Source organism: Leclercia sp. TB492, assembly GCF_049974505.2.
In the GTDB taxonomy this organism is placed as follows: domain Bacteria; phylum Pseudomonadota; class Gammaproteobacteria; order Enterobacterales; family Enterobacteriaceae; genus Enterobacter; species Enterobacter adecarboxylatus_C.
Genome location: NZ_CM127572.1, coordinates 2,827,646 through 2,853,113, shown reverse-complemented (window position 1 = coordinate 2,853,113; position 25,468 = coordinate 2,827,646). Strand labels below are relative to the sequence as shown.

The following is a 25,468-nucleotide window of genomic DNA, read 5'->3' as shown; positions in this document are numbered from 1 at the left end:
GTTGTCTGAAACAACCTGGTGTTGCGTGAACGATGATTCGGCACGTTGTCCGCCGTAATACCAACAGGAAACTTACCGAATGCCGAAAAAAGTAACAACTTTATAATTGACGATCAGGGAACTTCACCCTTGATGAACAATTCTTTATCAAAACGCGATTCCTTGAGCGCTTCTTTGACGCGCTTCAAGTTATCTCTGAATTTCGCCCCGCGGCGCAGGGTAAAGCCGGTAGCCAGCACGTCGATGACGGTTAACTGCGCCAGACGCGACACCATCGGCATGTAGATGTCGGTGTCTTCCGGCACGTCGAGAGTGATCGCCAGCGTCGCTTCACGCGCCAGCGGCGTACCGGTGGTGGTGAGAGCAATTACCATGGCATCGTTTTCACGCGCCAGCTGGGCCAGCTCAACCAGACTTTTGGTACGACCAGTATGCGAGATCAGCACCACCACGTCATCTTCGTTACAATTCATACAGCTCATGCGTTGCAGCACGATGTCGTCGGAATAGATAACCGGGACATTAAAGCGAAAAAATTTGTTCATTGCATCGTGAGCGACGGCTGCTGACGACCCGAGACCAAAGAAGGCAATTTTCTTCGCCTGAGTCAGTAGATCGACGGCCCGGTTAACCGACCCCATATCCAGCGACTGGCGGACCTGGTCCAGCGTCGCCATTGCCGATTCAAAAATTTTGCCGGTATAGGCCTCCACGCTGTCGTCTTCATCGACATTGCGGTTTACATAGGGGGTACCGTTAGCCAGACTCTGCGCCAGATGCAGTTTAAAATCAGGAAAGCCACGCGTCTCCATACTGCGGCAGAAGCGGTTGACGGTCGGTTCGCTGACCCCCGACTCCTGGGCCAGAGTGGCGATGCTGGAATGAATGGCCTGAGCGGGGGCGGCGAGAATTACTTCAGCCACTTTTCGCTCGGATTTGCTAAGGTGTTCCAGTTGAAACTGGATTTTTTCCAGCATGTTCATTATTAACACGGCGCTCATCGGTGGAAACGATTTCATTAAGGGGTGAAATCGCGATTCGAATTAGCAAGAATATACGCCTGTGATTTGCCGAAAAGGGCAAACCCCGAAAAAAATGTTGTTGTTTTTTTTCATTACTTGATCGCTGTCGGATTTTAGCAACGGCCTGACAGAACAAAGTTTCGCCCGTTTCACCGTTATTACCCCGCGCGGGGCGATCCCCTGACGAAATATCGCCGTATCGCACGCGAGGATAAGTGCAAATGGTTTCGGGAATGACATAAAAGCAGTAGAGTGCATGTAATAAAATTACAACGATATTCTGGCAAAAGCACCAGGATATCCAACTGAGGAGAATGACATGGCGGTAACGCAAACAGCCCAGGCATGTGACCTGGTCATTTTCGGCGCGAAAGGCGATCTTGCACGCCGGAAATTGCTGCCTTCCCTGTATCAACTGGAAAAAGCGGGTCAGATCCACCCGGAGACGCGCATCCTGGGCGTGGGCCGTGCCGACTGGGATAAAGACGCGTATACCAAAGTGGTGCGCGAAGCGCTGGAAACTTTCATGAAGGAGAAGATCGATGAAAGTTTGTGGGATACGCTGAGTGGACGTCTCGATTTCTGCAACCTCGACGTGAACGACACGTCGGCCTTTGCCGATCTGGGCGCGATGCTCGATCAAAAAAATCGCGTCACCATCAACTATTTCGCCATGCCGCCAAGCACCTTCGGCGCCATCTGCAAAGGGCTCGGCGAAGCAAAACTGAACGCCAAGCCGGCACGCGTGGTCATGGAAAAACCGCTGGGTACCTCGCTGGCGACCTCCCGTGAAATTAACGACCAGGTCGGGGAATACTTCGAAGAGTGCCAGGTTTATCGTATCGACCACTACCTCGGTAAAGAGACGGTGCTCAACCTGCTGGCGCTGCGTTTCGCCAACTCCCTGTTTGTGAACAACTGGGATAACCGCACTATCGACCACGTGGAGATCACCGTGGCGGAAGAGGTGGGGATTGAAGGGCGCTGGGGTTACTTTGACCAGGCCGGTCAGATGCGCGACATGATCCAGAACCACCTGCTGCAAATCCTCTGCATGATCGCCATGGCACCGCCGTCAGATCTCTCTGCAGACAGCATTCGCGATGAGAAGGTGAAAGTGCTGAAGTCCCTGCGACGCATCGATCGCTCCAACGTGCGTGAGAAAACCGTCCGCGGTCAGTACACCGCCGGTTTCGCCCAGGGTAAAAAAGTGCCGGGCTATCTGGAAGAAGAGGGCGCGAATAAAACCAGCAGCACCGAAACTTTCGTCGCCATCCGCGTGGATATCGACAACTGGCGTTGGGCGGGAGTGCCTTTCTACCTGCGCACCGGTAAACGTCTGCCGGCCAAATGCTCTGAAGTGGTTGTCTACTTCAAAAATCCGGAACTGAACCTGTTCAAAGAGTCCTGGCAGGAGCTGCCGCAGAACAAACTGACCATCCGTCTGCAGCCGGACGAGGGCGTGGATATTCAGGTGCTGAACAAGGTGCCGGGCCTGGATCACAAGCACAATCTGCAGACCACCAAGCTGGATCTGAGCTACTCCGAAACCTTCAACCAGAACCATCTGGCGGATGCGTACGAACGTCTGCTTCTGGAAACCATGCGTGGGATCCAGGCCCTGTTTGTGCGTCGTGACGAAGTGGAAGAGGCGTGGAAATGGGTCGACTCCATCACCGAAGCCTGGGCCGCGGATCAGGATGCACCGAAACCGTATCAGGCGGGTACCTGGGGACCGGTTGCCTCTGTGGCGATGATCACCCGTGACGGCCGCTCCTGGAACGAGTTTGAGTAAATTAACCGCTAATCCTTAGGGGTTATTTTACCGGTAACATGATCTGGCTCAGGCCAGCGCACAATAAATAACCATTTAAGCTCCGTGTGGATTTCCACCCGGAGCTTTTTTTATTACACTGCCGGAAGCGATTTTGCCCCAGAGCTCCGGCAATCAAGCGTTTCAGCGATGTTATAGCCTGCTAAACACTTTGTTAATTCCAGAGCGCGGACAGATAAATGATAGGAGCTTCTATGAATTCGACTTTGTTACGGGTAACACAGCGCATTGTTGAGCGCTCGAAAAAGACCCGTTCAGCCTACCTCGCGCGCATTCAGCAGGCGAAGACCGATACGGTCCATCGTTCGCAGCTGGCCTGCGGTAACCTGGCGCATGGTTTTGCCGCCTGCCAGCCAGAAGATAAAGCCTCGCTGAAAAGCATGCTGCGTAACAATATCGGCATCATCACCTCCTACAACGACATGCTCTCGGCGCATCAGCCGTATGAGACCTACCCGGACATCATTCGGAAAGCGCTGCACCAGGCCAATGCCGTGGGCCAGGTCGCGGGCGGGGTGCCTGCGATGTGCGACGGCGTGACCCAGGGTCAGGACGGGATGGAACTCTCGCTGCTGAGCCGGGAAGTGATCGCCATGTCCGCCGCGGTCGGCCTGTCGCATAACATGTTTGATGGCGCGCTGTACCTCGGCGTGTGCGACAAGATTGTTCCGGGGCTGGCGATGGCGGCCCTGTCGTTCGGTCATCTTCCTGCCCTCTTCGTGCCGTCAGGCCCGATGGCCAGCGGTCTGGCTAATAAAGAGAAAGTGCGCATTCGCCAGCTGTATGCCGAAGGCAAAGTGGATCGCATGGCGTTGCTGGAGTCGGAAGCGGCGTCCTATCACGCGCCGGGCACCTGTACGTTTTACGGTACCGCCAACACCAACCAGATGGTGGTGGAATTTATGGGAATGCAGCTGCCGGGCTCGTCGTTTGTCCACCCGGATGCACCGCTGCGTGAAGCCCTGACCGCCGCAGCGGCGCGGCAGGTGACCCGCCTGACCGGTAACGGCAACGAGTGGATGCCGCTCGGTAAAATGGTTGATGAAAAAGTGGTGGTCAACGGTATCGTGGCTCTGCTGGCGACCGGCGGCTCCACCAACCACACCATGCACATGGTGGCGATGGCCCGTGCTGCGGGCATTCTCATCAACTGGGACGATTTCTCCGATCTGTCTGAAGCGGTGCCGCTGATGACCCGTCTCTACCCGAACGGCCCGGCAGACATTAACCACTTCCAGGCGGCGGGCGGCGTACCGGTGCTGATGCGCGAGCTGATGAAGGGCGGTCTGCTGCATGAAGACGTCAACACGGTGGCCGGTTTTGGCCTGCAGCGTTACACCCTGGAGCCGTGGCTGAACGATGGCGAGCTGGACTGGCGTGAAGGGGCTCAGGCTTCGCTGGATGAGAGCGTGATCGCCACCTTCGACAAGCCATTCTCTCACCACGGCGGCACCAAAGTGCTGAACGGCAACCTGGGTCGGGCGGTAATGAAGACCTCTGCGGTGCCGGTGGAAAACCAGGTTATTGAAGCCCCGGCGATTGTGTTCGAGAGTCAGCATGACGTGCTGCCGGCATTTGAAGCCGGTCTGCTGGACAAAGATTGCGTGGTTGTGGTCCGTCATCAGGGACCAAAAGCGAACGGCATGCCAGAATTACATAAACTAATGCCGCCACTTGGTGTATTATTGGACCGCTGTTTCAAAATTGCGTTAGTAACCGATGGACGCCTCTCCGGCGCATCAGGTAAAGTGCCTTCTGCCATCCATGTCACCCCGGAAGCTTACGACGGTGGATTGCTGGCAAAAGTGTACGATGGCGACATCATCCGCGTTAACGGTCAGACCGGCGAGTTGACCTTACTGGTGGATGAGGCGGTACTTGCCGCACGTAAGCCACATATTCCTGACCTGAGCGCATCGCGCGTGGGCACGGGGCGCGAAATGTTCAGTGCGCTGCGCGAGAACCTCTCGGGCGCAGAGCAGGGCGCGACCTGTATTACGTTTTAAGACGACAAGAATTATCGATCTGGCGAGAGAAAAACTCTGATGAAAAACTGGAATACAAGTGCAGAAGCAATCCTGAAAACTGGCCCGGTAGTGCCGGTGATCGTGGTTAACAAGCTGGAACACGCTGTGCCGATGGCGAAAGCGCTGGTTGCCGGTGGCGTTCGCGTCCTGGAAGTGACCCTGCGTACCGCCTGTGCAATGGATGCGATTCGCGCCATCGCCAAAGAAGTGCCGGAAGCCATCATCGGCGCAGGTACCGTACTGAACCCTCAGCAGCTGGCTGAAGTCACCGAAGCCGGTGCGCAGTTCGCCATCAGCCCGGGTCTGACCGAGCCGCTGCTGAAAGCGGCAACCGAAGGCTCCATTCCACTGATCCCGGGCATCAGCACCGTATCTGAGCTGATGCTGGGTCTGGACTACGGCCTGAAAGAGTTCAAATTCTTCCCGGCGGAAGCCAACGGCGGCACCAAAGCGCTGCAGGCTATCGCAGGTCCGTTCGCCAACGTGCGTTTCTGTCCGACTGGCGGCATCTCCCCGGCGAACTACCGTGACTACCTGGCGCTGAAAAGCGTGCTGTGCATCGGCGGCTCCTGGCTGGTTCCGGCGGATGCGCTGGAAGCGGGCGACTGGGATCGCATCACTAAGCTGGCGCGCGAAGCGGTTGAAGGCGCGCAGCAGTAAGATTTAGGTATTGTGCGCGTTTTTTGCCGGGAGGCGCTGCGCTTACCCGGCCTACGATAAACATCAAATGTCTAAAAAAACGGGCCTGGTGGCCCGTTTTTTTATCCTGCTACCTGCACGCTGGCGGCGGCCTGTTTCGCCCGCTCTATTGCGGTTTCCACATCTTCGCCCGTTGCCAGCGCCACGCCTAAGCGACGCGAACCTTCGATTTCTGGCTTACCGAACAGACGCAGCTGCAGGCCCGCGCCCACTGCGGCATCAACGTTATCAAAGGTGACGTTCTGGCTGGTCAGCTGGGGCAGGATCACCGCCGATGCCGCGGGACCATACTGACGCACGCCACCTACCGGCAGGCCGAGGAAGGCACGGACGTGCAGGGCAAACTCGGAGAGGTCCTGCGAGATCAGGGTCACCATGCCGGTATCGTGCGGACGTGGGGATACTTCGCTGAAAATTACCTCGTCGCCACAGACGAACAGCTCGACGCCAAACAGCCCATGGCCGCCCAGGGCCAGCACCACTTTGCGGGAGATCTCCTCGGCGCGCGCCCGGGCCAGCGGGCTCATCCGCTGCGGCTGCCAGGATTCACGGTAGTCGCCATCTTCCTGACGATGGCCAATCGGATCGCAGAAGTGCACCCCATCGACGGCGCTGACGGTCAGGAGGGTAATCTCAAAATCAAACTGCACCACCCCCTCAACGATGACCCGGCCGGCACCGGCGCGGCCCCCCTGTTGGGCGTAATCCCAGGCCTGATCCAGCTGGTCGGCGCTGCGCACAAAGCTCTGTCCTTTGCCGGAGGAGCTCATCACCGGCTTAATGATGCACGGGTAGCCAATGTCGTTCACCGCCTGCAGAAAATCGCTCTTGCTATCGGCAAAACGGTAGCGGGAGGTAGGCAAAGCCAGCTCTTCCGCGGCCAGGCGGCGAATACCTTCCCGGTTCATGGTCAGCTTCGCGGCGCGGGCACAGGGCACCACGTGCTGGCCTTCGGCTTCCAGCGCCAGCAGGGTATCGGTGGCGATGGCTTCGATTTCCGGCACCACGAAGTGCGGTTTTTCTGCGGCAATCACCGCGCGCAGGGCGTCGCCATCGAGCATATTAATGACGTGCGAGCGATGGGCAACGTGCATGGCCGGGGCATCGGCATAGCGATCGACGGCGATCACTTCAATCCCTAAGCGCTGGCACTCGATGGCCACTTCTTTGCCCAGTTCACCGGATCCGAGCAACATTACGCGCGTCGCTGCCGGGCGCAGCGCAGTTCCTAAACGAGTCATAATCATCCCCCTGAAAAAGTTGCGCGCAGTATAAACGAAAACGTTTGCGTCTGTCTTGCTTCGCGAAAATCCGCCGTGCCGACAGGCGGTTATTTGCATCGTCATATTTTTCGACCATGCTTTTGGGGAGCCAATACAGGAGATCGTGATGAACAAAACAGGGGTCGTGATGGCGCTGGCGCTGCTGGGTGCCAGCCTGACGGCGCAGGCCGCCGATGAGAAAACCGTGAAGTTTCCGACCTGTGAAGGTCAGGATGCCGAGGGGATTGCCGCCAGCGTGAAGCGGGACTATCTGCAAAACCGCATCGTGCGCTGGGCGGACGATCAAAAGACGCTGGGGATGGCCGACCCGGTGGCGTGGATCAACCCGAAGGAGGTGAAGGGTGAAAAAGATCGCTGGACCGTTCCGCTGACGGTGCGGGGCAAAAACACCGATATCCATTATCAGGTGAAGGTGGACTGTAAAGCGGGCAGCGCGCAGTACCTGTCAGCGAAAAAGTGAATTTTCGCTTCTTTTGTCGCCGCAGACATTTCCTGACATCCCCTCGCTTAGGCTGTGAGATTCATGCACCGTTAAGTGAGGGAAATCATGTCAAACTGGTTGAATCAATTACAGTCGCTGCTGGGGCAGAAAGCGGGGTCATCCTCGGGAGAAGGGCTGAGCAAAATGCTGGCGCCAGGGGCGCTTGGCGGCCTTGCCGGACTGCTGGTAGCGAATAAATCCTCGCGTAAGCTGTTGGCGAAATACGGCACCGGGGCCCTACTGGCGGGCGGCGGGGCCATTGCCGGCACCGTGCTATGGAATAAGTACAAGGACAAGGTGCGTTCTGCCCATCAGGGTGAACCGCAGTTTGGTCAGCAGGCCTCGGCGCTGGATGTGCGCAGCGAAAGGCTGATCCTGGCGCTGGTCTTTGCGGCGAAGAGCGACGGGCACATTGACGATCGAGAGCGCGCCGCTATTGAACAGCAGCTGCGGGAAGCGGGCGTGGAGGAGCAGGGCAGGGCGCTGGTGGCTCAGGCCATTGAGCAGCCGCTGGATCCCCAACGACTGGCGCAGGGGATAAAAAATGAAGAGGAAGCGTTGGAGCTCTATTTCCTGAGCTGCGCGGCGATCGATATCGATCACTTTATGGAGCGCAGCTATCTCAATGCGCTGGGCGATGCGCTGAAAATCCCGACCGAGGTACGGGAAGGCATTGAGCAGGATATTCGTCAGCAAAAACAGGCGCTCCCCGGCTAACTTTTTACCCCCGGGTATCCCGTTTCGCTTGCATCGTGCGCATGTTTTGCCAACCTTATAGGGTGTTAAACGTAAAAGAATCATACTGACATGCCACCTAAAGCCCAACGCATACCGCACGCTCTCACCGCGCACGGTGACACGCGTATCGACAACTATTACTGGTTGCGCGACGATACCCGCTCACAGCCGGAGGTGCTGGATTACCTCCACGATGAAAATGACTATGGCCGCAGGGTCATGTCGACGCAGCAGGCGCTGCAGGACCGTCTGCTTAACGAAATGGTAGAGCGCGTTCCGCAGCGTGACGTCTCGGCGCCCTGGAGTCGCAACGGCTATCGATACCGACACGTCTATGAGCCCGGTAACGAATACGCCATCTATCAGCGGCAGTCGGTGCTCTGCGCCGAGTGGGAGGAGTGGGAAACGCTGCTGGATGCCAACCAGCGGGCGTCGCACAGCGAGTTTTATACCCTGGGCGGCATGGCGGTGTCGCCGGATAACGCCATTATGGCCCTGGCCGAAGACTACCTCTCCCGACGGCAGTACGGCTTACGGTTCCGCAATCTGGAGTCCGGGAACTGGTATCCCGAGATGCTCGACAACGTCTCCCCCGATTTTATCTGGGCCAACGACTCGGAGACCGTCTATTACATCAAAAAGCATGCCACCACGCTGCACCCTTTTCAGGTCTGGCGGCATACGGTAGGCACCGCGTCCACCAGCGACGAGCTGGTTTATGAGGAGAAAGACGAAACCTTTTACGTCAGCCTGCACAAGACCACGTCGAAACACTACGTGATTATCTTCCTCGCCAGCGCCACCACTACCGAGGTGCTGCTGCTGGATGCCGAACTGCCGGACGCCCAGCCGCTGTGCTTTATGCCGCGCCGCAAGGATCACGAGTACAGTCTCGACCACTTCCAGCACACCTTCTATCTGCGCTCCAACCGGGAGGGCAAAAACTTTGGCCTTTACAAAACCAAAGTGCGCGACGAACGCAAATGGGAAGTGCTGATCCCGCCGCGCGAGCAGGTGATGCTTGAAGGCTTTACCCTCTTTACCGACTGGCTGGTGGTGGAAGAGCGCCAGCGCGGGCTGACCAGCCTGCGGCAGATAAACCGCAAAACCCGGGAGGTGATCGGTATCGCCTTCGACGATCCCGCCTACGTAACCTGGATTGGCTATAACCCGGAGCCGGAAACGTCGCGCCTGCGCTACGGTTACTCCTCCATGACCACTCCCGATACCCTGTTCGAGCTGGATATGGACACCGGGCAGCGCAAGGTGCTGAAGCAGGCCGAGGTCAAAGGCTTTAATGCTGAACTCTACCGCAGTGAGCACGTCTGGATTGTAGCTCGCGACGGCACCGAAGTGCCGGTTTCGCTGGTCTACCATAAGCACCATTTCCGCAAGGGCAAAAACCCGATCCTCATCTACGGCTACGGTTCTTATGGTTCCAGCATCGACGCCGATTTCAGCAGCAGCCGCTTAAGCCTGCTCGACCGGGGCTTCGTCTTTGCTATCGCCCATATTCGCGGCGGCGGCGAGCTGGGGCAGAAGTGGTATGAGGACGGCAAATTCCTGAAAAAGAAAAACACCTTCAACGACTATCTCGATGTCTGCGATGGGCTGCTGGAGCTGGGGTATGGCGACAGGAAACAGTGCTTCGCGATGGGGGGCAGCGCGGGCGGCATGCTGATGGGTACCGTGATCAACGAACGCCCGGGGCTGTTTAAAGGCGTGGTGGCGCAGGTGCCCTTTGTCGATGTGCTGACCACCATGCTCGACGAGTCCATCCCGTTGACCATTGGAGAGTATGAGGAGTGGGGCAACCCGCAGGATCCGACCTACTACCGCTACATGAAAGCCTACAGCCCTTATGACAATGTGGAGGCGAAGGCCTATCCGCACATGCTGGTCACCACCGGCCTGCATGACTCCCAGGTGCAGTACTGGGAGCCCGCGAAGTGGGTGGCGAAACTGCGTGAGATGAAGACCGACGATAATTTATTGCTGCTCTGTACCGACATGGATGCCGGACACGGCGGGAAATCCGGGCGCTTTAAATCCTATGAAGGGGTGGCGCTGGAGTATGCGTTTATCGTCGGCCTGGCGCAGGAGACACTGACCGCCCGGTCTGGAGAGGCGGATCAGGATCCGCCCAGATAGTGCTTCAGGGTGAGGCGCAGCTCGGGGCTCATTCTGTCGAGGTTGTTATACAGCCAGCGCAGATAGCCCGGATCTTTGTCTGCCACCTCCGCTACCGCTTTCCCGCGATATTTACCGAAGGTAAAGGTGGTCAACAGCGCCGGTCGCCCGGTGATGTCGGCCATCTCATCAGGGGTCCAGCCGGTGGTGTTCATGATATCAATCAGCAACGCGGCGGTAATATAGCAGTCGTACAGGGCGCGGTGATGATGCAGCCCTTCCGGCGTCCTGACGCTGAGTTTGCGCGACTTATAGAGCGCCATATTGCTGTATTTGATCCCCGGCCATACGCGCCGGGCCAGCTTCATGGTACAGATCCATTCTCCCGGCATCTCGGGCAGAACGCGGCGATCGAAGCTGGCGTTATGCGCCACATACCACTGGCTGCCGTGATAGTGCGGGATCACCTCTTCAATCCAGGGTTTGTCGGCCACCATCGCCTCGGTGATGCGGTGAATCGCCATCGCCTGCGGGCTGATGGGGCGATCCGGACGCACCAGGTGGCTGCATGGGTTGACGATCTGCCCGTTCACAACATCGACAGACGCCACTTCCACAATCCCTCCCTGCAGATCGCAGGTTTCGGTGTCGATGACACGTAGCATGGCTCTCTCCTGGCCGTAAAAGGTTTAGCGTAATGGAATGATCTCACCTTGCCAACTCTGCTCTACATAGCGACCCGTTAATAACAGCTCGCCGGAATCGGCGCGAAGGATTAACTGCCCGCGCGCATCCCACAGGGCGCTACCGCCGTCGTGATTGGCCACCAGCACCGCAATCCCGTAGCGATGGGCAAAACGCTGCCACTGTGCAAAGGAGGCGGGCCTTTCAGCTTCACTCACCGCCATGCCGCGGGTAAACAGCGTGGCGTTGGGGGTGATATTGGGCGGCTCGGCGTGAGCATCGACAAGAGACAGGCCGCTGCTGTGTCGACTCTCCAGACAGGCACCTGCACCATGCGGGTAGAGAATGGCCTGGGGCCGTTCCGGGCTAAACCACGCCAGCCCACGCTGACGCTGGCCGTTATCGTCCACCGTGATCCCGGCAATAACCGAGAGGTTACACGCCTTCACGGCCTCATGCAGCGGCGCGAGCTGCTGGCGAGCAGGTGGGGCAGGGAGTTGGCTGTCTGGTAAGACCGGGCCGGTTAACGAGAGTTCCGGAAAGAGCAGCAAATTGCACTGCTGGCGTGCGGCGGCGGTGATAAAACGCAGATGGTGTGATACGTGGTCGTCCACGCAGTGATGGGTCGGCTGGTACTGAGCAGCCGCAATAGTCCAGTGAGACATCGTGATTTCCTTATGCACGGAGTCGCAGAGATTCATAAAGCCCCTGAATGAATCAGGGATTTTTATCCTGGCATAATCTGTGTAAGGAACTGTAACAGCGGGTAAGGTTACTTAACTTTCGGCTCCCACGGCAGGCGCGAGAGGTTAACAGAGGTTAATCGATGCGCAATCAGTCGCTCGCGGAACCAGTCGCGCAGGTGCGCCGGTTGTTCCCGCTCTACCACCTCAGCGATAACCGGCATGTTATAGCGCTCTTTAAAAGCTACGCCCGCAGCGGCCAAATCTACATTCACTTTGTCCATCTCCTCCTGGGGGAGGGTGGCGAGATTAGTCTTCATAAGGGTCTCCTTCATTTGCGGGCCAACGTTACCCAAACGGCGGCGCATTGACAAGCCCGGGCAGGATGATCCTCGACTGGATCATTATACAGAGTTATCCTCTGACAATCAGGCATAACAAAAAGGAATGTATGTGATGGCGATACCCCTTTCCCGTGCTCTCTGCACGCTGACTCTGTTATTGACTACGTTGACGACGCCGGTTGTCTTTGCTCATGCCCATTTGCAGCATCAATACCCCGCGGCTGATGCCGCCGTTGACGCGGCGCCCCAGGCATTAACGCTCAACTTCTCCGAGGGGATCGAGCCGCGGTTTAGCGGGGTTTCCGTCACGGATGATAAACAGCAGCCCGCTGAAACCGGTGCGGTAAAACGCAATGAGAAGGACCCGACCCAGCTGATCGTGCCATTAAACTCTCCGCTGACGGCAGGCACCTACCGGGTGGACTGGCATGTGGTCTCCGTGGATGGTCACAAAACCCAGGGTAGCTACCGTTTTAGCGTGAAGTAAAATGCTGGCGTTCTGCTACGTTACGCTGCGTTTTGTCCATTTTTCCGCCCTGATGGTGCTTTTCGGCAACGCCCTTTACGGCGCCTGGCTGGCACCTGTCTCGCTGCGGCGTCTGCTGGCGCGCCGTTTTCGTCGCCAGCAAAAAGCGATCGCTTCTGTTGCCCTGCTCTCAGCAGTGATGATGCTGGCGCTACAGGGCGGGATGATGGGCGATGGCTGGCAGGATGTTATTAGCGCGCCAACCTGGCTTGCAGTACTCACCACCCAGTTTGGCCGGATCTGGCTATGGCAGATTATCCTGGCCCTGATGACCTTCTTGATTGCCTGGCTGGAACCGCGAAAAGCCGTTCCGCTGATCCTGCTGTTTACCGCCGCGCAGTTTATCCTGCTGGCGGGCGTCGGGCATGCGGCGATGCATGAGGGCATTCTGGGGAGGGTGCAGCGCAGCAATCATGGCCTGCATCTGCTGTGTACGGCCGTCTGGCTGGGCGGCTTATTGCCGCTGCTCTTTTGCCTGCGCCTGTCGCGCGGACGCTGGCGGGAGGCCGCCATCTATACCATGATGCGCTTCTCGCGCTATGGTCATCTGGCCGTCGCCGGGGTGGTACTCACCGGGGCGATCAATACCCTGCTGATCCAGGGCTGGGTAGCGCCGTGGCACTCGGCATGGGGACGGCTGCTGTTGTTGAAATGTGCGCTGGTGGCAATGATGGTGGTAATTGCCCTAGTGAATCGGTATGTTCTGGTGCCGCGATTTCGTTCTGGCGACGGACGTGAGCAACGTTATTTTATCAGGATGACGCAGACTGAGGTTGTGCTGGGGGCGCTGGTTCTGGCGGCAGTCAGCCTGTTCGCGACCTGGGAACCCTTCTGACGAGGTGGAACACAATGAAAAAAACAGTACTTTCTCTCTTATTGCTGGCCTGTTCCGGCACGGCGCTGGCGGCACCGCAGGTGATCACTGTTAGCCGGTTTGAAGTGGGTAAAGATAAATGGGCGTTTAACCGGGAAGAGGTGATGCTGACCTGCCGTCCGGGCCATGCGCTGTATGCCATCAACCCAAGCACGCTGGTGCAGTATCCCCTGAACGACGTGGCGCAGCAGCAGGTCGACAGCGGTAAGAGCAACGGCCAGCCGATTTCTATTATCCAGGTTGATGACCCGGCTAACCCAGGGCAGAAGATGAGTCTGGCGCCGTTTATTGAGCGCGCCAATACGCTCTGCTAGCTTCCCGCTTCCAATAAAAAAACCGCAGGCTTCTCTTCGGAAGCATTGCGGTTTTTGTGTTTAAGGACAGGCTAACGCTTTTTTTCAGGCCACTTTTGCTGCGGACTGGAAAACCTGGCGTCGTCATCTATTCTTAAAGTGCAAGGCGACTTAGCCTGCATTAATGCCAACTTTTAGCGCACGGCTCTCTCCCAAGAGCCATTTCCCTGGACCGAATACAGGAATCGTATTCGGTCTCTTTTTATCTGTTGAAAGTAAACGCATTTTCCTGTTGCGGACTTTAACAGTTGGGCAACATCCTCTGTTATTCCTTAAACCATACCACACTACGCCCGGCGGAAGTCCAGCGCTTTTTAGCGCTTGTGTTAAATTTTTGCCTGTCACCGATGAAAGCAGATATTAGCGGCAAAACCGGACGCGGATGGCCTGCTCAATCTCATCCAGCAGCTGAAAGCGACGACGGTATTCGGCGCGTTTTTTACTGGCAATGCTCTCCAGTGATTTGCGTTCCATGCCGGCTGGCAGGGCCCAGCGGAAGGCATTGTCCTGCTTACCGCCCAGTGACGCCCAGAATTCATCGTAGCTGGCGTGCAGATGGCGCCCTTTGCTCAGACGGTAACGCAGGGCGCGAAAAACATGGCCCTCATCGCTGACGCCGTAAATGGCGCTGATATTTGACTGCTTCGCCAGGTTGAAGACGGCTTCCAGCAGAATACGTTTCGGAAACAGGCCATAACAGGCCCGTGTGGCGTTTTTAATCGTCTCCCGGCCGACATCACGGCGTGGCCCCTGCAGGCCGCCAATCACCAGTGCGCTGCGCCCGTTCTCTCCGATGACGCTGAATGTCAGACTTGCCAGCAGGGTATTATCCCCGGCGCGTAACCAGAGAGTGGTTTCGCCCTCGCGCTCGGCCTTCACCGCGGAAGTGGCGTAGATCGTATAGCAGGCGTCCTCTTTGGTGGCGAACTGCAGCAGCGGAAGCGGCGACGGGCTGGTAAAAAGATGCGCCAGGCTACTATCCGGTAGCGCATCAATCCAGGCGTAGTGGTGCAGGATCGCCGCCGCGCGCTCACCGGCCGTCAGCCCGCGGGTGAGGTACTGGCGCTGGGTTTTCACCGGCAGCGTTGGCTGTGCCTTCAGCAAGGTTGAGAAATCATCGCGACGGGCGATCGTCTCCAGCATGCGGGTGGTCGAAGACCAGAACAGCAGGGTGCGCAGGAAAAATTTCAGCCGGTAATCGCGTTTTTGCCACAGCGGCCCGGGCGTAAGATCGCCTTTCGTCAGGGCGAGAATCACGGAAGAACGGTGCGCGTATGGCACCTCAGCAGGCAGGATAGTATTTGACACGATGAAGACCTCTTTATAATTCTGCAATTATCTTAAAGGTCATCGGATAATCATTTAACCGTTGCTAAACCTTTATTTCCGCTTCGTTTAATAACGATTGAGGTTATTAAACAGGGTGCCTTCCTCTCCTCACCAGTGCTCCATTCCGCAGGGGCTATACTGATCCTGAGGAGGCGCTATGTATCTAAAACTTGATGGTCACAACTGGCGACACGTCTGGGTGGTAAGCGATCTTCACGGCTGTTATCAACTGCTTATGGATGAAATAAAGCAGCGGCATTTTAATCCGTATGAGGATTTACTTATTTGCGTCGGCGATCTTATCGACCGCGGGCCGGACAGCGTCAAATGCCTGCAGTTATTAAATGAAAACTGGTTTTATGCGGTGCGCGGCAATCATGAGCAGATGGCGCTGGATGCCCTGCATAATAAGAGCTTCGGGCTGTGGTTGATGAACGGCGGCGTCTGGTTTGCCGAATTAAAGGGCGACCAGCAGCAGGCTCTCGACCTGTTCAGGCGCTGCGAAACGCTGCCGTGGATTATCGAAATCACCTGCGCCAACGGCGTGAACGTGATTGCCCATGCCGATTACCCGTCATCGCAGTATGAATGGGATAAACCGGTCGCGAAGCAGCGCATTCTGTGGGACAGGGATCGCCTGCGGGCTCTAATGAACGGTCATGAGGAGGGGATCGCCGGGGCCGATCACTTCTGGTTTGGCCATACGCCGCTAAGTCAGCGGTTTGATTGCCAGAACCTGCACTATATCGATACCGGGGCGGTGTTTGGCGGGTCGTTGACTCTGGCGCAGCTACAGTGATTAGAGGTCGGCATACTCCTGAGCCGGACGCCAGAAGCCGTCGATAAAGTCTTCGACCGGATAGCAGCCGCCGTGACGGATCCGCTGATCGTCCATCGAAGCCTCGCACTGCAGTTCGGTGCGATAAACGTCCACGACCAGGTCTTCGCAACCCGCGTCCAGATAACAGATAAACAGAACCAGTGCGTACATCATGCCCCTTAGCATTCACTATCGTATTAATATTGTAGGGGATGATTCAGGGAAGGGGAAAATACGCTGACAAATAACCCGCCTGCGGGCGGGTTCTCTCCAAATCATGCAAGGCGCATGATCCAGGCATCGGAACCTTGATCGTAATGCTCACGGTATAGTACGGAGTGTTCGCCATCGAGGAGTGCCGGGACGCTGGTATCTGCATCCCAGGCATCGAGCTGCATGCACAGGTCAGGGTCAGACTTGCAGGGGATGGTTAACGTTCGTTCGCCCTGCGTATCGCCGTTTAACTCGGCATCATCGATTTCGAATGCGCCAATGCGCACATTGGTTTTCGTCATAATGCTCTCCAGAATCTCGCTGTGGTCTGGTACGACCAGTATAGTCGCCCACTTTTCAGCCTGGTCAATGGAGAGCAAAAGCGCCAGTAAAAAAGTGCCTTTTTTTAGCCCGCGTCACCGTTACCGGTAAACAAACGACCATCGCGAACCAGCTCGCGCGGGTAGCTATTCTTCAGACGTGAGCCCACTTTTTTCGCCAGACCGATGGGGAAGCCTTGGTATGTCACCACCGCATCATCTCCGGCAGGGGTCGCCTGCGGCCAGACGTCGCGGCCGCGATACCACTCTTCCGCTTCCTGCTGGGTTAAGGCAAAGGCGTTGTCCTGACTGGCCAGGGCGATCACCGCTTCATGCTGCCAGCGGTAACCTTTGTTGTGGGTTTCGGCCAGGCGGATGCCGAGACGGGAGAAACGCACTTTACCGATCAGCGGCTCAATCTCCGTCGGGAATAACCACACCTCTTTGTCGCGCTGCCACAGGCGCAGGTTGTCGCCCCAGTGCAGACCGGCCTGGTTTGCCGCAGCGGCGATCTGCGCGGCTTCACGAGTTTTTAGCGGCGTAAACGGGAAATTGCCGACCTTGAATTTAGGGGCTGGCAGCGGGGCGACAGCGGCCGTTTTGCGCAGCCGCGCCACGAAGAAGCCTTCGCAGTCGTAGATGTGCGGGAAGACGTGCAGGAAGCCCTCCGGCGTGACGCATTCACTGGCGCTGGCGAACAGGTCGTTCAGCGGCAGAAACTCCACGGCGTCGGGATACTGCTCTTTTAACCACAGGCAGACCGTCTCGTTCTCGTCGCGGTTGAGGGTGCAGGTGGAGTACACAAGGGTGCCGCCAGGACGCAGGGCATGGAAGGCGCTGTCGATCAGCTCGCGCTGGGTGGCGGCGATCTCCAGATTGCTGGCCACGGACCAGTTCTTCAGCGCATCGGGATCTTTGCGCACCACCCCTTCGCCGGAGCAGGGGGCGTCCAGCAGGATCGCATCAAAGGCTTCCGGTAGCGCAGCGCCAAACACGCGGCCATCAAAATGGGTTAACGCCACGTTGCTGATCCCGCAGCGGCTAATATTGGCATGCAGCACCTTAACGCGGCTGGCGGAAAACTCATTGGCGAGGATCGCCCCCTGATTATTCATCCGCGCGGCGATTTGGGTAGTTTTGGAGCCCGGGGCTGCCGCCACGTCCATCACGCGGGATGGCGTATTGTCGTTAGCAAAGAGTGCGGCAACCGGCAGCATGGAGCTGGCTTCCTGAATGTAAAACAGCCCGCTCAGGTGCTCGGCGGTACTGCCCAGCGGCAGGGCTTCCTCGTCGTCACGTTCGATCCAGAATCCCTCTTCGCACCACGGAACCGGCGTCAGTTGCCAGCCGTACGGCGCGACCAGGGTGAGGAAATCCGCCACGCTGATTTTCAGGGTATTGACGCGCAGGCTGCGGCGCAGCGGGCGCTGGCAGGCGGCGATAAACGCATCGAGAGCGAGAGAGTCAGGCAGAGCCTGGCGCATTTGCGCCAGAAATTCATCTGGCAGATAGACGGGACGTTGAGACACGAGCGCACCACAGGGAGTAAAAAGAGGCGCGCAGTGTACCACAAAGGCTCCGGTGGGTTGACACCGGAGCGCAGGCATTAACGTGGCAGGGCGGTTCCCCAGGTGCGCCACTCTTTCGGCTCGCTCTCCTGCAACAGGAAGTGCTTGCCGGGCTGGGATTTCGGTGCCAGCGGCGTGCCCGGTGGCGTCGCGAAGGCGATCCCCCCACGGATAAACTGATTAAAGGTCCCGGTTTTCACTACCCCGCCGGTCAGACCGAAATCGAGCGAGTAGCCGGAGGCCAGCCAGAAGACCGAGTTGTTCCGCACCAGATGCTGATAACGATCGCTGATGCGCAGGGCCACCATCACCCTGTCGGAAAGCGTCCCCAACGTCAGGCCAGTGACCGTGCCCACTTCCATTCCGCGGAACAGCACCGGCGTACCGATATCGAGCGATGCCGCATCCGGCACTTCCACCACAATGCTCAGGCCATCGAGATAGCGTGAGTCGGTGATGGTCGCTTCCTGCAACTCAAAATCGCGGCGCGGTTTGCCCTGTCCGGGCTCGACGTTGATATAGGGCTGGAGGATAGTATCCAGATGCTCCACCCCCGCGGCGGAAATCTGCGGTGTGATCACCGAGAAACGCGTTCCGGCGCGGGCGAAGTTATCGACATATTCCGGATACAGCACCGCCGTGGCCTGCACTTCATTGCGGGCGGTAATCAGCTTCAGGCTCTGGACCTGACCAATATCAATCCCCAGATAGCGCACCGGCATCCCTTCCGCGAGCTTGCCGGCATCAAAGGCGTGCAGGGTGATCTGACCGCCCACCGCGCGGGCGGCAGTTTCAGACGGATAGAGGATCCGCTTGTCACCCTTACGCTGGCTGGCGCTGGCGCCGCTAAGGTTGTCAAAGCTGATGGCGCCACGCAGGGCACGGGAGAGTGGGGAGGCCTGCACCGTCAGACCGCTGCCGTTAAGCTGCACCTTGGCCCCGCCTTCGGCCCAGAACACGCTGTTGCTGGTCAGCAGTTTGCGGTACTCCGGTTTGATATGCAGTTCGATATCAAAGGCATTTGCGCGCGGGCGCACGAGGATCACCTCACCCACTTCGAATTTGCGATACAGCACCACCGAGCCCGCCTGCACGTCCGGCAGGGTGTCGGCTACCAGCGTGAGGGTGGTGGTCGGCAGATCGCTCAGGCTGTTTTCGAGGGCTTTGTCCAGGTTGGCATACAGCGGGTAGCTGTCGCGCATGGCGCCTTTCTCACCCGGCAGGATACGGATCCCGCCGCTGATCCACTCGCTGGCGCTGGCCGCCAGGAACTCGACCCCGTCGAGCCCGACTTTGACATCCACCCGGCTGTTGACCACGAATTTGCTGTCGCCATGCACCAGCTCGCGGTACTGCGGATCGATCGCCACCTCAAAGGTAACCCCTTTGCTGGTTAACGACCGCTCAAGCACCTGACCAATCTGCACGCCGTGCAGAATCAGCGGCTGACCGGCGTCGATACCGTAGCTTTCCGGCGCGCTAAGGCTTACGGTCAGGACACCTGGTTTTTGTAACAGCGCCTTATCGGCAGGGGCGATAGTAAACTGGTTGACCGGTTCGCCGCCGCCGGGGATCAGCTCAAAGGTACTGCCGGTGAGCAGGCTGCTGACGCTGGGGTTGCTGAGGGACAGCTTAGGGCTGCGCATTTCGATACGCGTTTTTTCCCGCAGCAGATCGACCACGCTGGGATCAACGGTCATCTCACCGGTCACCAGGCCGCCAGGATTCAGCGTCATTTTGGTGAGCTGACCTACCTGTAGCCCCTGATACATCAGCGGCGTGGAGTCGGCCTTGAGGCCATCCGCAGAGGGGAGGGTGAGCTTGACGATCACGCCGCGCTGGCTGTGGGCCAGATCTTTGTACAGGCCGAAATCATCTTCCTGTGTGGCGGGCTCGGAGCCTTCCGGCGAATCGAAGGCGATGGCACCATTCACCAGCGCCGCGAGGCTTTCCAGCTTCACTTTGGCCCCGCTCAGGCTCAGGTCGGCATCGACGCCAGAGACGTTCCAGAAGCGGCTCCCTTTTTTCACCAGCGAGGTGAAGCGTCGTTCAATCAGCACGTCGATGGTCACCCCCTGCTTATTGGGGGTGATGGCGTAGTCGTAGACCCGGCCCACGGGGATCTTGCGGAAATAGACCAGCGACCCGCTGTTCAGTGAGCCCAGATCCGGGGCGTGGAGATGAATCATCAGATCGCCGTTGTTGAGCCGGTACTTCGGCTGCGTATCCAGGGCGGTAAAGTGATCCTTTGGCTCCCCTTTGCCCGGCATCATGCCGATGTAGTTGCCGCCGACCAGCGCATCCAGCCCGGAAACGCCCGCCAGCGAGGCTTTTGGCGTCACCAGCCAGAACTGCGTCTCTTCCCGCAGGGCGTCTTTCATATCGGACTTGATGCTGGCGCGAACCTCAATTTTATTCAGGTTCTTGTCCAGAGAAATATCCTGGACGGTGCCCACCTCAACCCCCTGGAAACGCACGGGCGTACGGCCCGCAACGATACCGTCGGCGCTCTGGAAATCAATGGTAATGGTATTGCCGCGATCTTCATAACTGGTCCAGATTAACCAGCCGGCGATCATCAGAGCGATAACCGGCAGTAACCAGAAAGGCGAAATACGACGTTTTGTTTTAACTCGCGCTTCAGTCGGCGAAGCTGGCGTTTCCTGACTCATGTGCATCCCAAAGTAAGCGGCTATCCAGCCATTCCACTGCAAGAATAGTCAATATCACCGCAGTACCGAAATAGAGCGCCGCGGGTCCCATAGTAAAAGCAAGGAGCTGATCGCGATTGATCAGCGACATCATCAACGAAATAACAAACAGATCCAGCATTGACCAGCGGCCAATCCAGGTAACGAAACGCAACAGCAGTATGCGGGTTCTTAGCCCCTGTTCACATTTAAAATGAATGCTGACGAGCAGGGTAAACATCACCACGACTTTGGTAAAGGGCACAAGAATACTGGCGATGAACACCACGGCCGCGACGGCGATGTTGCTCTGCGCCAGCGAGACGATGCCCGACATAATGGTATCTTCCTGGCGTGCACCGTTGACGTAAATCACCGAGATGGGCAGCAGGTTAGCCGGTAACAGCAGTATTAGCGAGGCGATCAGCGCCGCCCAGCATTTTTGCAGACTGTTATGGCGGCGCAGGCGCAGCGGAATATGGCAGCGCGGGCAGCGACCGCGCGCGTCGGGTAGCCCGGTATAGTGACAGCCCAGACAGACCCGCAAATCGGTGTGGTAGCGGGTGGCAGGGCGCTGGGGGTAAAACCGCTCCCAGAGCTGCTCCACGTTCAGGTGGATCATTGTGAGAATGCTGAGGATCACCAGCGCGATAAAGGCGAACAGACCACTGCCGGGCTGCAGCCAGGCGTAATCCTGCACCTTGATTGACGCCACGACGATCCCCACCAGGTAGATATCCAGCATCACCCACTCCTTAAGCCTCTCGAGCATCAGAAGCACCGGGCGCAGGTTCATCCCCAGAATATTGCCAAACCACAGGTAGGCGATGGCGGCCACCAGCACTACCGGCGCGCCGACGGTGCAGAACAGTACCATCGAGGCGGTGAGGGGATCGCCCTGGCGTGTCATCTGCCAGATCCCCTCCAGCAGGTTGGCGTCAATACGCACACCCAGCAGGTGTAAACTGAGCAGCGGTTCGCTCCAGGCAAAGGGCATCAGCAGCAACATGGTGACGGCCATCGCGGCCAGTCGCGTCAGGGACCAGTCGCGGCCATCGCGGATTTTTGCGTTGCAGCGCGGGCAGAAAGCACTTTGGTATGATTTCATCTTTGGCAACGTAAAAAGCGTATCGCATTGCGGACAACGCTGATAATGTGCACGGGGCAGCGCATCGCCAACCGCATGCACAGTAATCTTTTTCGCCGGTGTTATTTTCGGTGTTTTAAGAGCCATCGGTCGCGCTAAAAAAGGATAGTTAATAGTTATCTTAACTCATGAATGGATTCATCTTGAGCATGAACGTAAATAATGCGTATTTTAATAGGCTATGCTGTAATTTTGTAAGACAACCAAGTGATTGAATAATGAACAAAACAGAATTCTACGCGGATTTGAACCGTGACTTTCAGGCATTGATGGCAGGTGAAACCAGTTTTTTAGCCACGCTGGCGAATACCAGCGCGTTGCTTTTCGAACGTCTGTCTGATGTGAACTGGGCCGGTTTCTATCTGCTGGAAGGCGAGACGCTGGTGCTGGGACCCTTCCAGGGCAAACTGGCCTGCGTACGTATTCCGGTCGGGCGCGGCGTGTGTGGTACCGCGGTGGCGCAGGACCAGGTGCAGCGTGTTGATGATGTCCACGCGTTCGACGGGCATATCGCCTGCGACAGCGCCAGCAATGCTGAAATCGTACTTCCTCTGAAAGTGAATAATCAGATTATTGGTGTACTGGATATCGACAGCACGGTCTTCAACCGCTTTACCCACGAGGATGAGCAGGGGCTGCGCGAGCTGGTGGCGAACCTTGAAAACGTCCTCGCCGCGACCGATTATCATAAATTCTTTGCGAGCGTCGCAGGATAATCAACGGATAACGTAGCATTTACCGATGGCGTCATTATAATGACGCCTGTTCATGCCTGCGGCTTGTCGGCAACGTCCGTTGTAATCAGGAAATTTCATGGAAAATCAACCTAAGTTGAATAGCAGTAAAGAAGTTATCGCGTTTTTGGCCGAACGTTTTCCTCAATGTTTTAGTGCCGAAGGCGAAGCTCGTCCCCTGAAAATTGGTATTTTTCAGGATCTGGTAGAGCGTGTTGAAGGTGAGATGAACCTCAGCAAAACCCAACTCCGCTCCGCCTTACGTCTTTATACTTCGAGCTGGCGTTACCTGTACGGTATCAAAGCGGGCGCAACGCGTGTGGATCTCGACGGCAACCCTTGCGGTGTGCTGGATGAGCAGCACGTTGAGCACGCCCGTAAGCAGCTCGAAGAAGCCAAAGCGCGAGTTCAGGCTCAGCGTGCTGAACAGCAGGCGAAGAAGCGCGAAGCTGCCGCGGCCAATGGCCAGGAAGAAGCCCCTCGCCGTGAACGCAAGCCACGTCCTGCACCGCGTCGCAAAGAGAACACCGAGCGTAAGCCACGTGCTGAGCAACCGGCGGCAAAAGCCCCGCGTGCGCCTCGTGAAGAGCCGCGCCACACTCCGGTTTCTGACATTAGCGTCCTGAGCGTTGGTCAGTCTCTGAAGGTGAAAGCGGGTAACAATGCTATGGATGCCACCGTACTGGAAATCACCAAAGATGGCGTTCGTGTACAGCTGACTTCTGGTCTGTCAATGATTGTACGCGCAGAACACTTGTTGTTCTAAAACGGAGGCCAAGCCCGGCATGAACACATTTTTTAAGCTCACCGCGCTGGCTGGCCTGTTTGCGATAACAGGCCACGCCTTCGCTGTGGACGAGATTACGCGTGTCGATCAAATTCCGATTTTGAAGGAAGAGACCCAGCACGCAACGGTCAGTGAGCGCGTTACCTCGCGCTTCACCCGTTCGCACTATCGTCAGTTCGACCTTGACCAGGCCTTTTCGACAAAAATTTTCGACCGCTATCTGAACCTGCTGGACTACAGTCACAACGTCCTGCTGGCCAGCGATGTCGAACAGTTTGCCAAAAAGCAGTCTGAGGTGGGTGACGAGTTACGCAGCGGCAAGCTGGACCTGTTCTACGATCTGTATAACCTGTCGCAGAAACGCCGTTTCGAGCGCTATCAGTACGCGCTTAAGGTGCTTGAACGTCCGATGGACTTCACGGGTAACGACACCTTTAATCTTGACCGCAGTAAGTCGCCGTGGCCGAAAGATGAAGCCGAGCTGAATGCCCTGTGGGACAGCAAAGTGAAGTACGACGAGCTGAGCCTCAAACTCACCGGTAAAGATGAGAAAGAGATCCGCGAAACGCTGACCCGCCGCTACAAATTTGCCATTCGTCGCCTGGCGCAGACCAACAGTGAAGATGTGTTCTCGCTGGCGATGACCGCCTTCGCGCACGAAATCGATCCACACACCAACTATCTCTCTCCGCGCAACACCGAGCAGTTCAACACCGAAATGAGCCTCTCCCTTGAAGGGATCGGTGCGGTGCTGCAGATGGACGACGATTACACCGTCATCAACTCCATGGTTGCCGGGGGCCCGGCTGCCAAAAGCAAGGCGATTAGCGTAGGCGATCGCATTGTGGGTGTCGGCCAGGTTGGCCAGAACATGGTCGATGTGATCGGCTGGCGTCTGGATGATGTCGTTGCTCTGATCAAAGGGCCAAAAGGCAGCAAGGTCCGTCTGGAAATCCTGCCTGCCGGTAAAGGCACCAAGACCCGTATCGTTACCCTGACCCGCGAGCGTATCCGTCTGGAAGATCGCGCGGTGAAGATGTCGGTAAAAACCGTGGGTAAAGACAAAGTCGGCGTGCTCGATATTCCTGGCTTCTATGTGGGCCTGACGGACGACGTCAAGGTTCAGCTGCAGAAGCTTGAAAAACAAAACGTTAAGAGCGTCATTATCGATCTGCGTACCAACGGCGGCGGCGCCCTGACCGAAGCGGTTTCGCTTTCGGGTCTGTTTATCCCGTCCGGCCCGGTGGTACAGGTACGCGACAACAACGGTAAAGTGCGTGAAGATGCCGATACCGATGGCGTTGTTTACTATAAAGGCCCGCTGGTGGTGCTGGTCGATCGCTTCAGTGCGTCGGCATCGGAGATCTTTGCCGCTGCAATGCAGGACTACAGCCGCGCACTGATTGTTGGCGAACCGACCTTCGGGAAAGGCACGGTGCAGCAGTATCGTTCCCTGAACCGCATTTACGATCAGATGCTGCGTCCGGAATGGCCGGCGCTGGGCTCGGTACAGTACACCATTCAGAAGTTCTATCGCGTGAATGGCGGCAGTACCCAGCGTAAAGGCGTGACCCCGGATATCATCATGCCGACTGGCACTGAAGAGACGGAAACCGGCGAGAAGTTCGAAGATAACGCGCTGCCGTGGGATAGCGTTAACGCTGCTACCTACGTGAAGTCGGGCGATATGACTCAGTTTGGTCCGGCGCTGTTGAAGCAGCACGACGATCGCATCGCCAAAGATCCTGAGTTCCAGTACATCGTGAAGGATATTGCCCGTTTCAACGCCCTGAAAGCGAAACGCAATACCGTCTCTCTGAACTACGCTCAGCGTCTGAAAGAGAACGAAGAGGATGATGCAACACGTCTGGCGCGTATCAATGACCGCTTTAAACGTGAAGGCAAGCCTCTCCTCAAAAAACTGGACGACCTGCCGAAGGATTACCAGGAGCCCGATCCGTATCTTGATGAGACGGTGAAGATCGCCATTGACCTGGCGCAACTGGAAAAAGATCATCCTGCCGGGAATCCCGCCCCGGCGAAATAATCTCCCCTGACAGGCACAAGAAATTGTGCCTGTTTTTTTGTTAACCGCATCCAGCCGTCAGGCAGTCATTTCATTGTGTAAAGTTGTGTCTTTCTGGTGACTTACGCCGCTGCAATCCTTGAAAATATGCGGAAT

The 25,468-nt window shown here is 57.2% G+C and carries 24 protein-coding genes; 13 read left to right on the top strand and 11 right to left on the bottom strand.

Annotated elements, in window-relative coordinates; all coding sequences use genetic code 11:
- Positions 1-113 precede the first annotated feature (113 nt).
- Entirely contained in the window at positions 114-1,019 is a 906-nt protein-coding gene (locus tag ACP4QI_RS13510) for a MurR/RpiR family transcriptional regulator (protein ID WP_142489967.1), read from the bottom strand.
- A gap of 322 nt (positions 1,020-1,341) precedes the next feature.
- On the opposite strand from ACP4QI_RS13510, the gene zwf reads away from it, so the two are divergent.
- The 3 genes from zwf (at position 1,342) to ACP4QI_RS13495 (ending at position 5,543) form a co-directional block, all read left to right on the top strand.
- A complete protein-coding gene (gene zwf / locus ACP4QI_RS13505) occupies positions 1,342-2,817 on the top strand; it encodes a glucose-6-phosphate dehydrogenase (RefSeq protein ID WP_142489966.1) in 1,476 nt (491 codons plus the stop codon).
- A gap of 233 nt (positions 2,818-3,050) precedes the next feature.
- Positions 3,051-4,862 carry a phosphogluconate dehydratase gene (gene edd, locus ACP4QI_RS13500; RefSeq protein WP_156264053.1) on the top strand — a complete coding sequence of 604 codons (1,812 nt, stop codon included), beginning with the start codon at positions 3,051-3,053 and terminating at the stop codon, positions 4,860-4,862.
- Positions 4,863-4,901: 39 nt separating this feature from the next.
- Positions 4,902-5,543 carry a bifunctional 4-hydroxy-2-oxoglutarate aldolase/2-dehydro-3-deoxy-phosphogluconate aldolase gene (locus ACP4QI_RS13495; RefSeq protein WP_059307637.1) on the top strand — a complete coding sequence of 214 codons (642 nt, stop codon included), beginning with the start codon at positions 4,902-4,904 and terminating at the stop codon, positions 5,541-5,543.
- A gap of 101 nt (positions 5,544-5,644) precedes the next feature.
- Here ACP4QI_RS13495 and purT read toward each other — a convergent pair whose 3' ends face one another.
- Positions 5,645-6,823: a formate-dependent phosphoribosylglycinamide formyltransferase gene (gene purT, locus ACP4QI_RS13490; protein WP_231312088.1), complete on the bottom strand. Its 1,179-nt coding sequence runs from the start codon at positions 6,821-6,823 to the stop codon at positions 5,645-5,647.
- 148 nt (positions 6,824-6,971) lie between these two features.
- On the opposite strand from purT, the gene yebF reads away from it, so the two are divergent.
- The 3 genes from yebF (at position 6,972) to ptrB (ending at position 10,235) form a co-directional block, all read left to right on the top strand.
- Positions 6,972-7,325, top strand: coding sequence for a protein YebF (gene yebF / locus ACP4QI_RS13485; RefSeq protein ID WP_285128022.1), 354 nt, complete (start codon positions 6,972-6,974; stop codon positions 7,323-7,325).
- An 87-nt stretch (positions 7,326-7,412) separates the two neighbouring features.
- The gene (locus tag ACP4QI_RS13480; RefSeq protein WP_285128020.1) at positions 7,413-8,063 is read left to right on the top strand and encodes a tellurite resistance TerB family protein; all 651 of its coding nucleotides are present in this window, start codon (positions 7,413-7,415) and stop codon (positions 8,061-8,063) included.
- A gap of 90 nt (positions 8,064-8,153) precedes the next feature.
- Entirely contained in the window at positions 8,154-10,235 is a 2,082-nt protein-coding gene (gene ptrB / locus ACP4QI_RS13475; RefSeq protein ID WP_142489961.1) for an oligopeptidase B, read from the top strand.
- On the opposite strand, the gene exoX is transcribed toward ptrB, so the two are convergent.
- The 3 genes from exoX to ACP4QI_RS13460 form a co-directional block, all read right to left on the bottom strand.
- A complete protein-coding gene (exoX, locus tag ACP4QI_RS13470; RefSeq protein WP_142489960.1) occupies positions 10,217-10,879 on the bottom strand; it encodes an exodeoxyribonuclease X in 663 nt (220 codons plus the stop codon). The genes ptrB and exoX overlap by 19 nt on opposite strands.
- Before the next feature lie 24 nt (positions 10,880-10,903).
- Entirely contained in the window at positions 10,904-11,563 is a 660-nt protein-coding gene (locus ACP4QI_RS13465) for a nitrilase-related carbon-nitrogen hydrolase (protein WP_285130930.1), read from the bottom strand.
- Between the two features lie 107 nt (positions 11,564-11,670).
- The gene (locus ACP4QI_RS13460) at positions 11,671-11,901 is read right to left on the bottom strand and encodes a DNA polymerase III subunit theta (protein WP_142489958.1); all 231 of its coding nucleotides are present in this window, start codon (positions 11,899-11,901) and stop codon (positions 11,671-11,673) included.
- Positions 11,902-12,037: 136 nt separating this feature from the next.
- Between ACP4QI_RS13460 and yobA the strand changes: the two genes are divergently transcribed.
- Genes yobA through ACP4QI_RS13445 form a run of 3 tightly spaced genes read left to right on the top strand, consistent with a single transcriptional unit; the run spans position 12,038 to position 13,639 of the window.
- Complete coding sequence (gene yobA, locus ACP4QI_RS13455; protein ID WP_142489957.1) at positions 12,038-12,412, top strand: CopC domain-containing protein YobA; 375 nt, start codon at positions 12,038-12,040, stop codon at positions 12,410-12,412.
- A 1-nt stretch (position 12,413) separates the two neighbouring features.
- Complete coding sequence (copD, locus tag ACP4QI_RS13450) at positions 12,414-13,286, top strand: copper homeostasis membrane protein CopD (protein WP_426495321.1); 873 nt, start codon at positions 12,414-12,416, stop codon at positions 13,284-13,286.
- A gap of 14 nt (positions 13,287-13,300) precedes the next feature.
- On the top strand, positions 13,301-13,639 hold the full coding sequence (locus ACP4QI_RS13445) for a YebY family protein (protein WP_142489955.1): 339 nt from the start codon (positions 13,301-13,303) through the stop codon (positions 13,637-13,639).
- A 399-nt stretch (positions 13,640-14,038) separates the two neighbouring features.
- Here the strand turns inward: ACP4QI_RS13445 and ACP4QI_RS13440 are convergent, their stop codons facing one another.
- Positions 14,039-14,986, bottom strand: a complete 948-nt coding sequence (locus ACP4QI_RS13440) for a VirK/YbjX family protein (RefSeq protein WP_426495322.1) — start codon at positions 14,984-14,986, stop codon at positions 14,039-14,041.
- Positions 14,987-15,164: 178 nt separating this feature from the next.
- On the opposite strand from ACP4QI_RS13440, the gene pphA reads away from it, so the two are divergent.
- The gene (gene pphA, locus ACP4QI_RS13435) at positions 15,165-15,806 is read left to right on the top strand and encodes a protein-serine/threonine phosphatase (RefSeq protein WP_156264043.1); all 642 of its coding nucleotides are present in this window, start codon (positions 15,165-15,167) and stop codon (positions 15,804-15,806) included.
- Here the strand turns inward: pphA and ACP4QI_RS13430 are convergent, their stop codons facing one another.
- The 5 genes from ACP4QI_RS13430 to yebS all read right to left on the bottom strand — a co-directional run bounded on the left by ACP4QI_RS13430 (position 15,807) and on the right by yebS (position 21,852).
- Positions 15,807-15,998 carry a YdfD/YebW family protein gene (locus tag ACP4QI_RS13430; protein ID WP_142489952.1) on the bottom strand — a complete coding sequence of 64 codons (192 nt, stop codon included), beginning with the start codon at positions 15,996-15,998 and terminating at the stop codon, positions 15,807-15,809.
- Between the two features lie 104 nt (positions 15,999-16,102).
- Positions 16,103-16,342 carry a YebV family protein gene (locus ACP4QI_RS13425; protein ID WP_032611546.1) on the bottom strand — a complete coding sequence of 80 codons (240 nt, stop codon included), beginning with the start codon at positions 16,340-16,342 and terminating at the stop codon, positions 16,103-16,105.
- 104 nt (positions 16,343-16,446) lie between these two features.
- Positions 16,447-17,889 (bottom strand): 16S rRNA (cytosine(1407)-C(5))-methyltransferase RsmF, encoded by a 1,443-nt coding sequence (rsmF, locus tag ACP4QI_RS13420; RefSeq protein WP_426495323.1) that lies wholly within the window; start codon positions 17,887-17,889, stop codon positions 16,447-16,449.
- A 77-nt stretch (positions 17,890-17,966) separates the two neighbouring features.
- Positions 17,967-20,600 (bottom strand): PqiB family protein, encoded by a 2,634-nt coding sequence (locus ACP4QI_RS13415; protein ID WP_142489950.1) that lies wholly within the window; start codon positions 20,598-20,600, stop codon positions 17,967-17,969.
- A complete protein-coding gene (yebS, locus tag ACP4QI_RS13410; RefSeq protein ID WP_426495324.1) occupies positions 20,569-21,852 on the bottom strand; it encodes a membrane integrity lipid transport subunit YebS in 1,284 nt (427 codons plus the stop codon). Before yebS ends, ACP4QI_RS13415 begins: the two co-directional genes overlap by 32 nt.
- 131 nt (positions 21,853-21,983) lie before the next feature.
- Between yebS and ACP4QI_RS13405 the strand changes: the two genes are divergently transcribed.
- The 3 genes from ACP4QI_RS13405 to prc all read left to right on the top strand — a co-directional run bounded on the left by ACP4QI_RS13405 (position 21,984) and on the right by prc (position 25,333).
- Complete coding sequence (locus ACP4QI_RS13405) at positions 21,984-22,481, top strand: GAF domain-containing protein (protein ID WP_142489948.1); 498 nt, start codon at positions 21,984-21,986, stop codon at positions 22,479-22,481.
- 97 nt (positions 22,482-22,578) lie between these two features.
- A complete protein-coding gene (proQ, locus tag ACP4QI_RS13400; protein ID WP_142489947.1) occupies positions 22,579-23,265 on the top strand; it encodes an RNA chaperone ProQ in 687 nt (228 codons plus the stop codon).
- Positions 23,266-23,284: 19 nt separating this feature from the next.
- Positions 23,285-25,333 (top strand): carboxy terminal-processing peptidase, encoded by a 2,049-nt coding sequence (prc, locus tag ACP4QI_RS13395; RefSeq protein WP_426495325.1) that lies wholly within the window; start codon positions 23,285-23,287, stop codon positions 25,331-25,333.
- Positions 25,334-25,468: the final 135 nt, after the last annotated feature.

Excerpts from the sequence above, each read along its gene's own strand:
- ACP4QI_RS13510 (WP_142489967.1), bottom strand. The coding sequence starts at position 1,019 with ATGAAATCGTTTCCACCGATGAGCGCCGTGTTAATAATGAACATGCTG.
- zwf (WP_142489966.1), top strand. The coding sequence starts at position 1,342 with ATGGCGGTAACGCAAACAGCCCAGGCATGTGACCTGGTCATTTTCGGC.
- edd (WP_156264053.1), top strand. The coding sequence starts at position 3,051 with ATGAATTCGACTTTGTTACGGGTAACACAGCGCATTGTTGAGCGCTCG.
- ACP4QI_RS13495 (WP_059307637.1), top strand. The coding sequence starts at position 4,902 with ATGAAAAACTGGAATACAAGTGCAGAAGCAATCCTGAAAACTGGCCCG.
- purT (WP_231312088.1), bottom strand. The coding sequence starts at position 6,823 with ATGACTCGTTTAGGAACTGCGCTGCGCCCGGCAGCGACGCGCGTAATG.
- yebF (WP_285128022.1), top strand. The coding sequence starts at position 6,972 with ATGAACAAAACAGGGGTCGTGATGGCGCTGGCGCTGCTGGGTGCCAGC.
- ACP4QI_RS13480 (WP_285128020.1), top strand. The coding sequence starts at position 7,413 with ATGTCAAACTGGTTGAATCAATTACAGTCGCTGCTGGGGCAGAAAGCG.
- ptrB (WP_142489961.1), top strand. The coding sequence starts at position 8,154 with ATGCCACCTAAAGCCCAACGCATACCGCACGCTCTCACCGCGCACGGT.
- exoX (WP_142489960.1), bottom strand. The coding sequence starts at position 10,879 with ATGCTACGTGTCATCGACACCGAAACCTGCGATCTGCAGGGAGGGATT.
- ACP4QI_RS13465 (WP_285130930.1), bottom strand. The coding sequence starts at position 11,563 with ATGTCTCACTGGACTATTGCGGCTGCTCAGTACCAGCCGACCCATCAC.
- ACP4QI_RS13460 (WP_142489958.1), bottom strand. The coding sequence starts at position 11,901 with ATGAAGACTAATCTCGCCACCCTCCCCCAGGAGGAGATGGACAAAGTG.
- yobA (WP_142489957.1), top strand. The coding sequence starts at position 12,038 with ATGGCGATACCCCTTTCCCGTGCTCTCTGCACGCTGACTCTGTTATTG.
- copD (WP_426495321.1), top strand. The coding sequence starts at position 12,414 with ATGCTGGCGTTCTGCTACGTTACGCTGCGTTTTGTCCATTTTTCCGCC.
- ACP4QI_RS13445 (WP_142489955.1), top strand. The coding sequence starts at position 13,301 with ATGAAAAAAACAGTACTTTCTCTCTTATTGCTGGCCTGTTCCGGCACG.
- pphA (WP_156264043.1), top strand. The coding sequence starts at position 15,165 with ATGTATCTAAAACTTGATGGTCACAACTGGCGACACGTCTGGGTGGTA.
- ACP4QI_RS13430 (WP_142489952.1), bottom strand. The coding sequence starts at position 15,998 with ATGTACGCACTGGTTCTGTTTATCTGTTATCTGGACGCGGGTTGCGAA.
- ACP4QI_RS13425 (WP_032611546.1), bottom strand. The coding sequence starts at position 16,342 with ATGACGAAAACCAATGTGCGCATTGGCGCATTCGAAATCGATGATGCC.
- ACP4QI_RS13415 (WP_142489950.1), bottom strand. The coding sequence starts at position 20,600 with ATGAGTCAGGAAACGCCAGCTTCGCCGACTGAAGCGCGAGTTAAAACA.
- yebS (WP_426495324.1), bottom strand. The coding sequence starts at position 21,852 with ATGGCTCTTAAAACACCGAAAATAACACCGGCGAAAAAGATTACTGTG.
- ACP4QI_RS13405 (WP_142489948.1), top strand. The coding sequence starts at position 21,984 with ATGAACAAAACAGAATTCTACGCGGATTTGAACCGTGACTTTCAGGCA.
- proQ (WP_142489947.1), top strand. The coding sequence starts at position 22,579 with ATGGAAAATCAACCTAAGTTGAATAGCAGTAAAGAAGTTATCGCGTTT.
- prc (WP_426495325.1), top strand. The coding sequence starts at position 23,285 with ATGAACACATTTTTTAAGCTCACCGCGCTGGCTGGCCTGTTTGCGATA.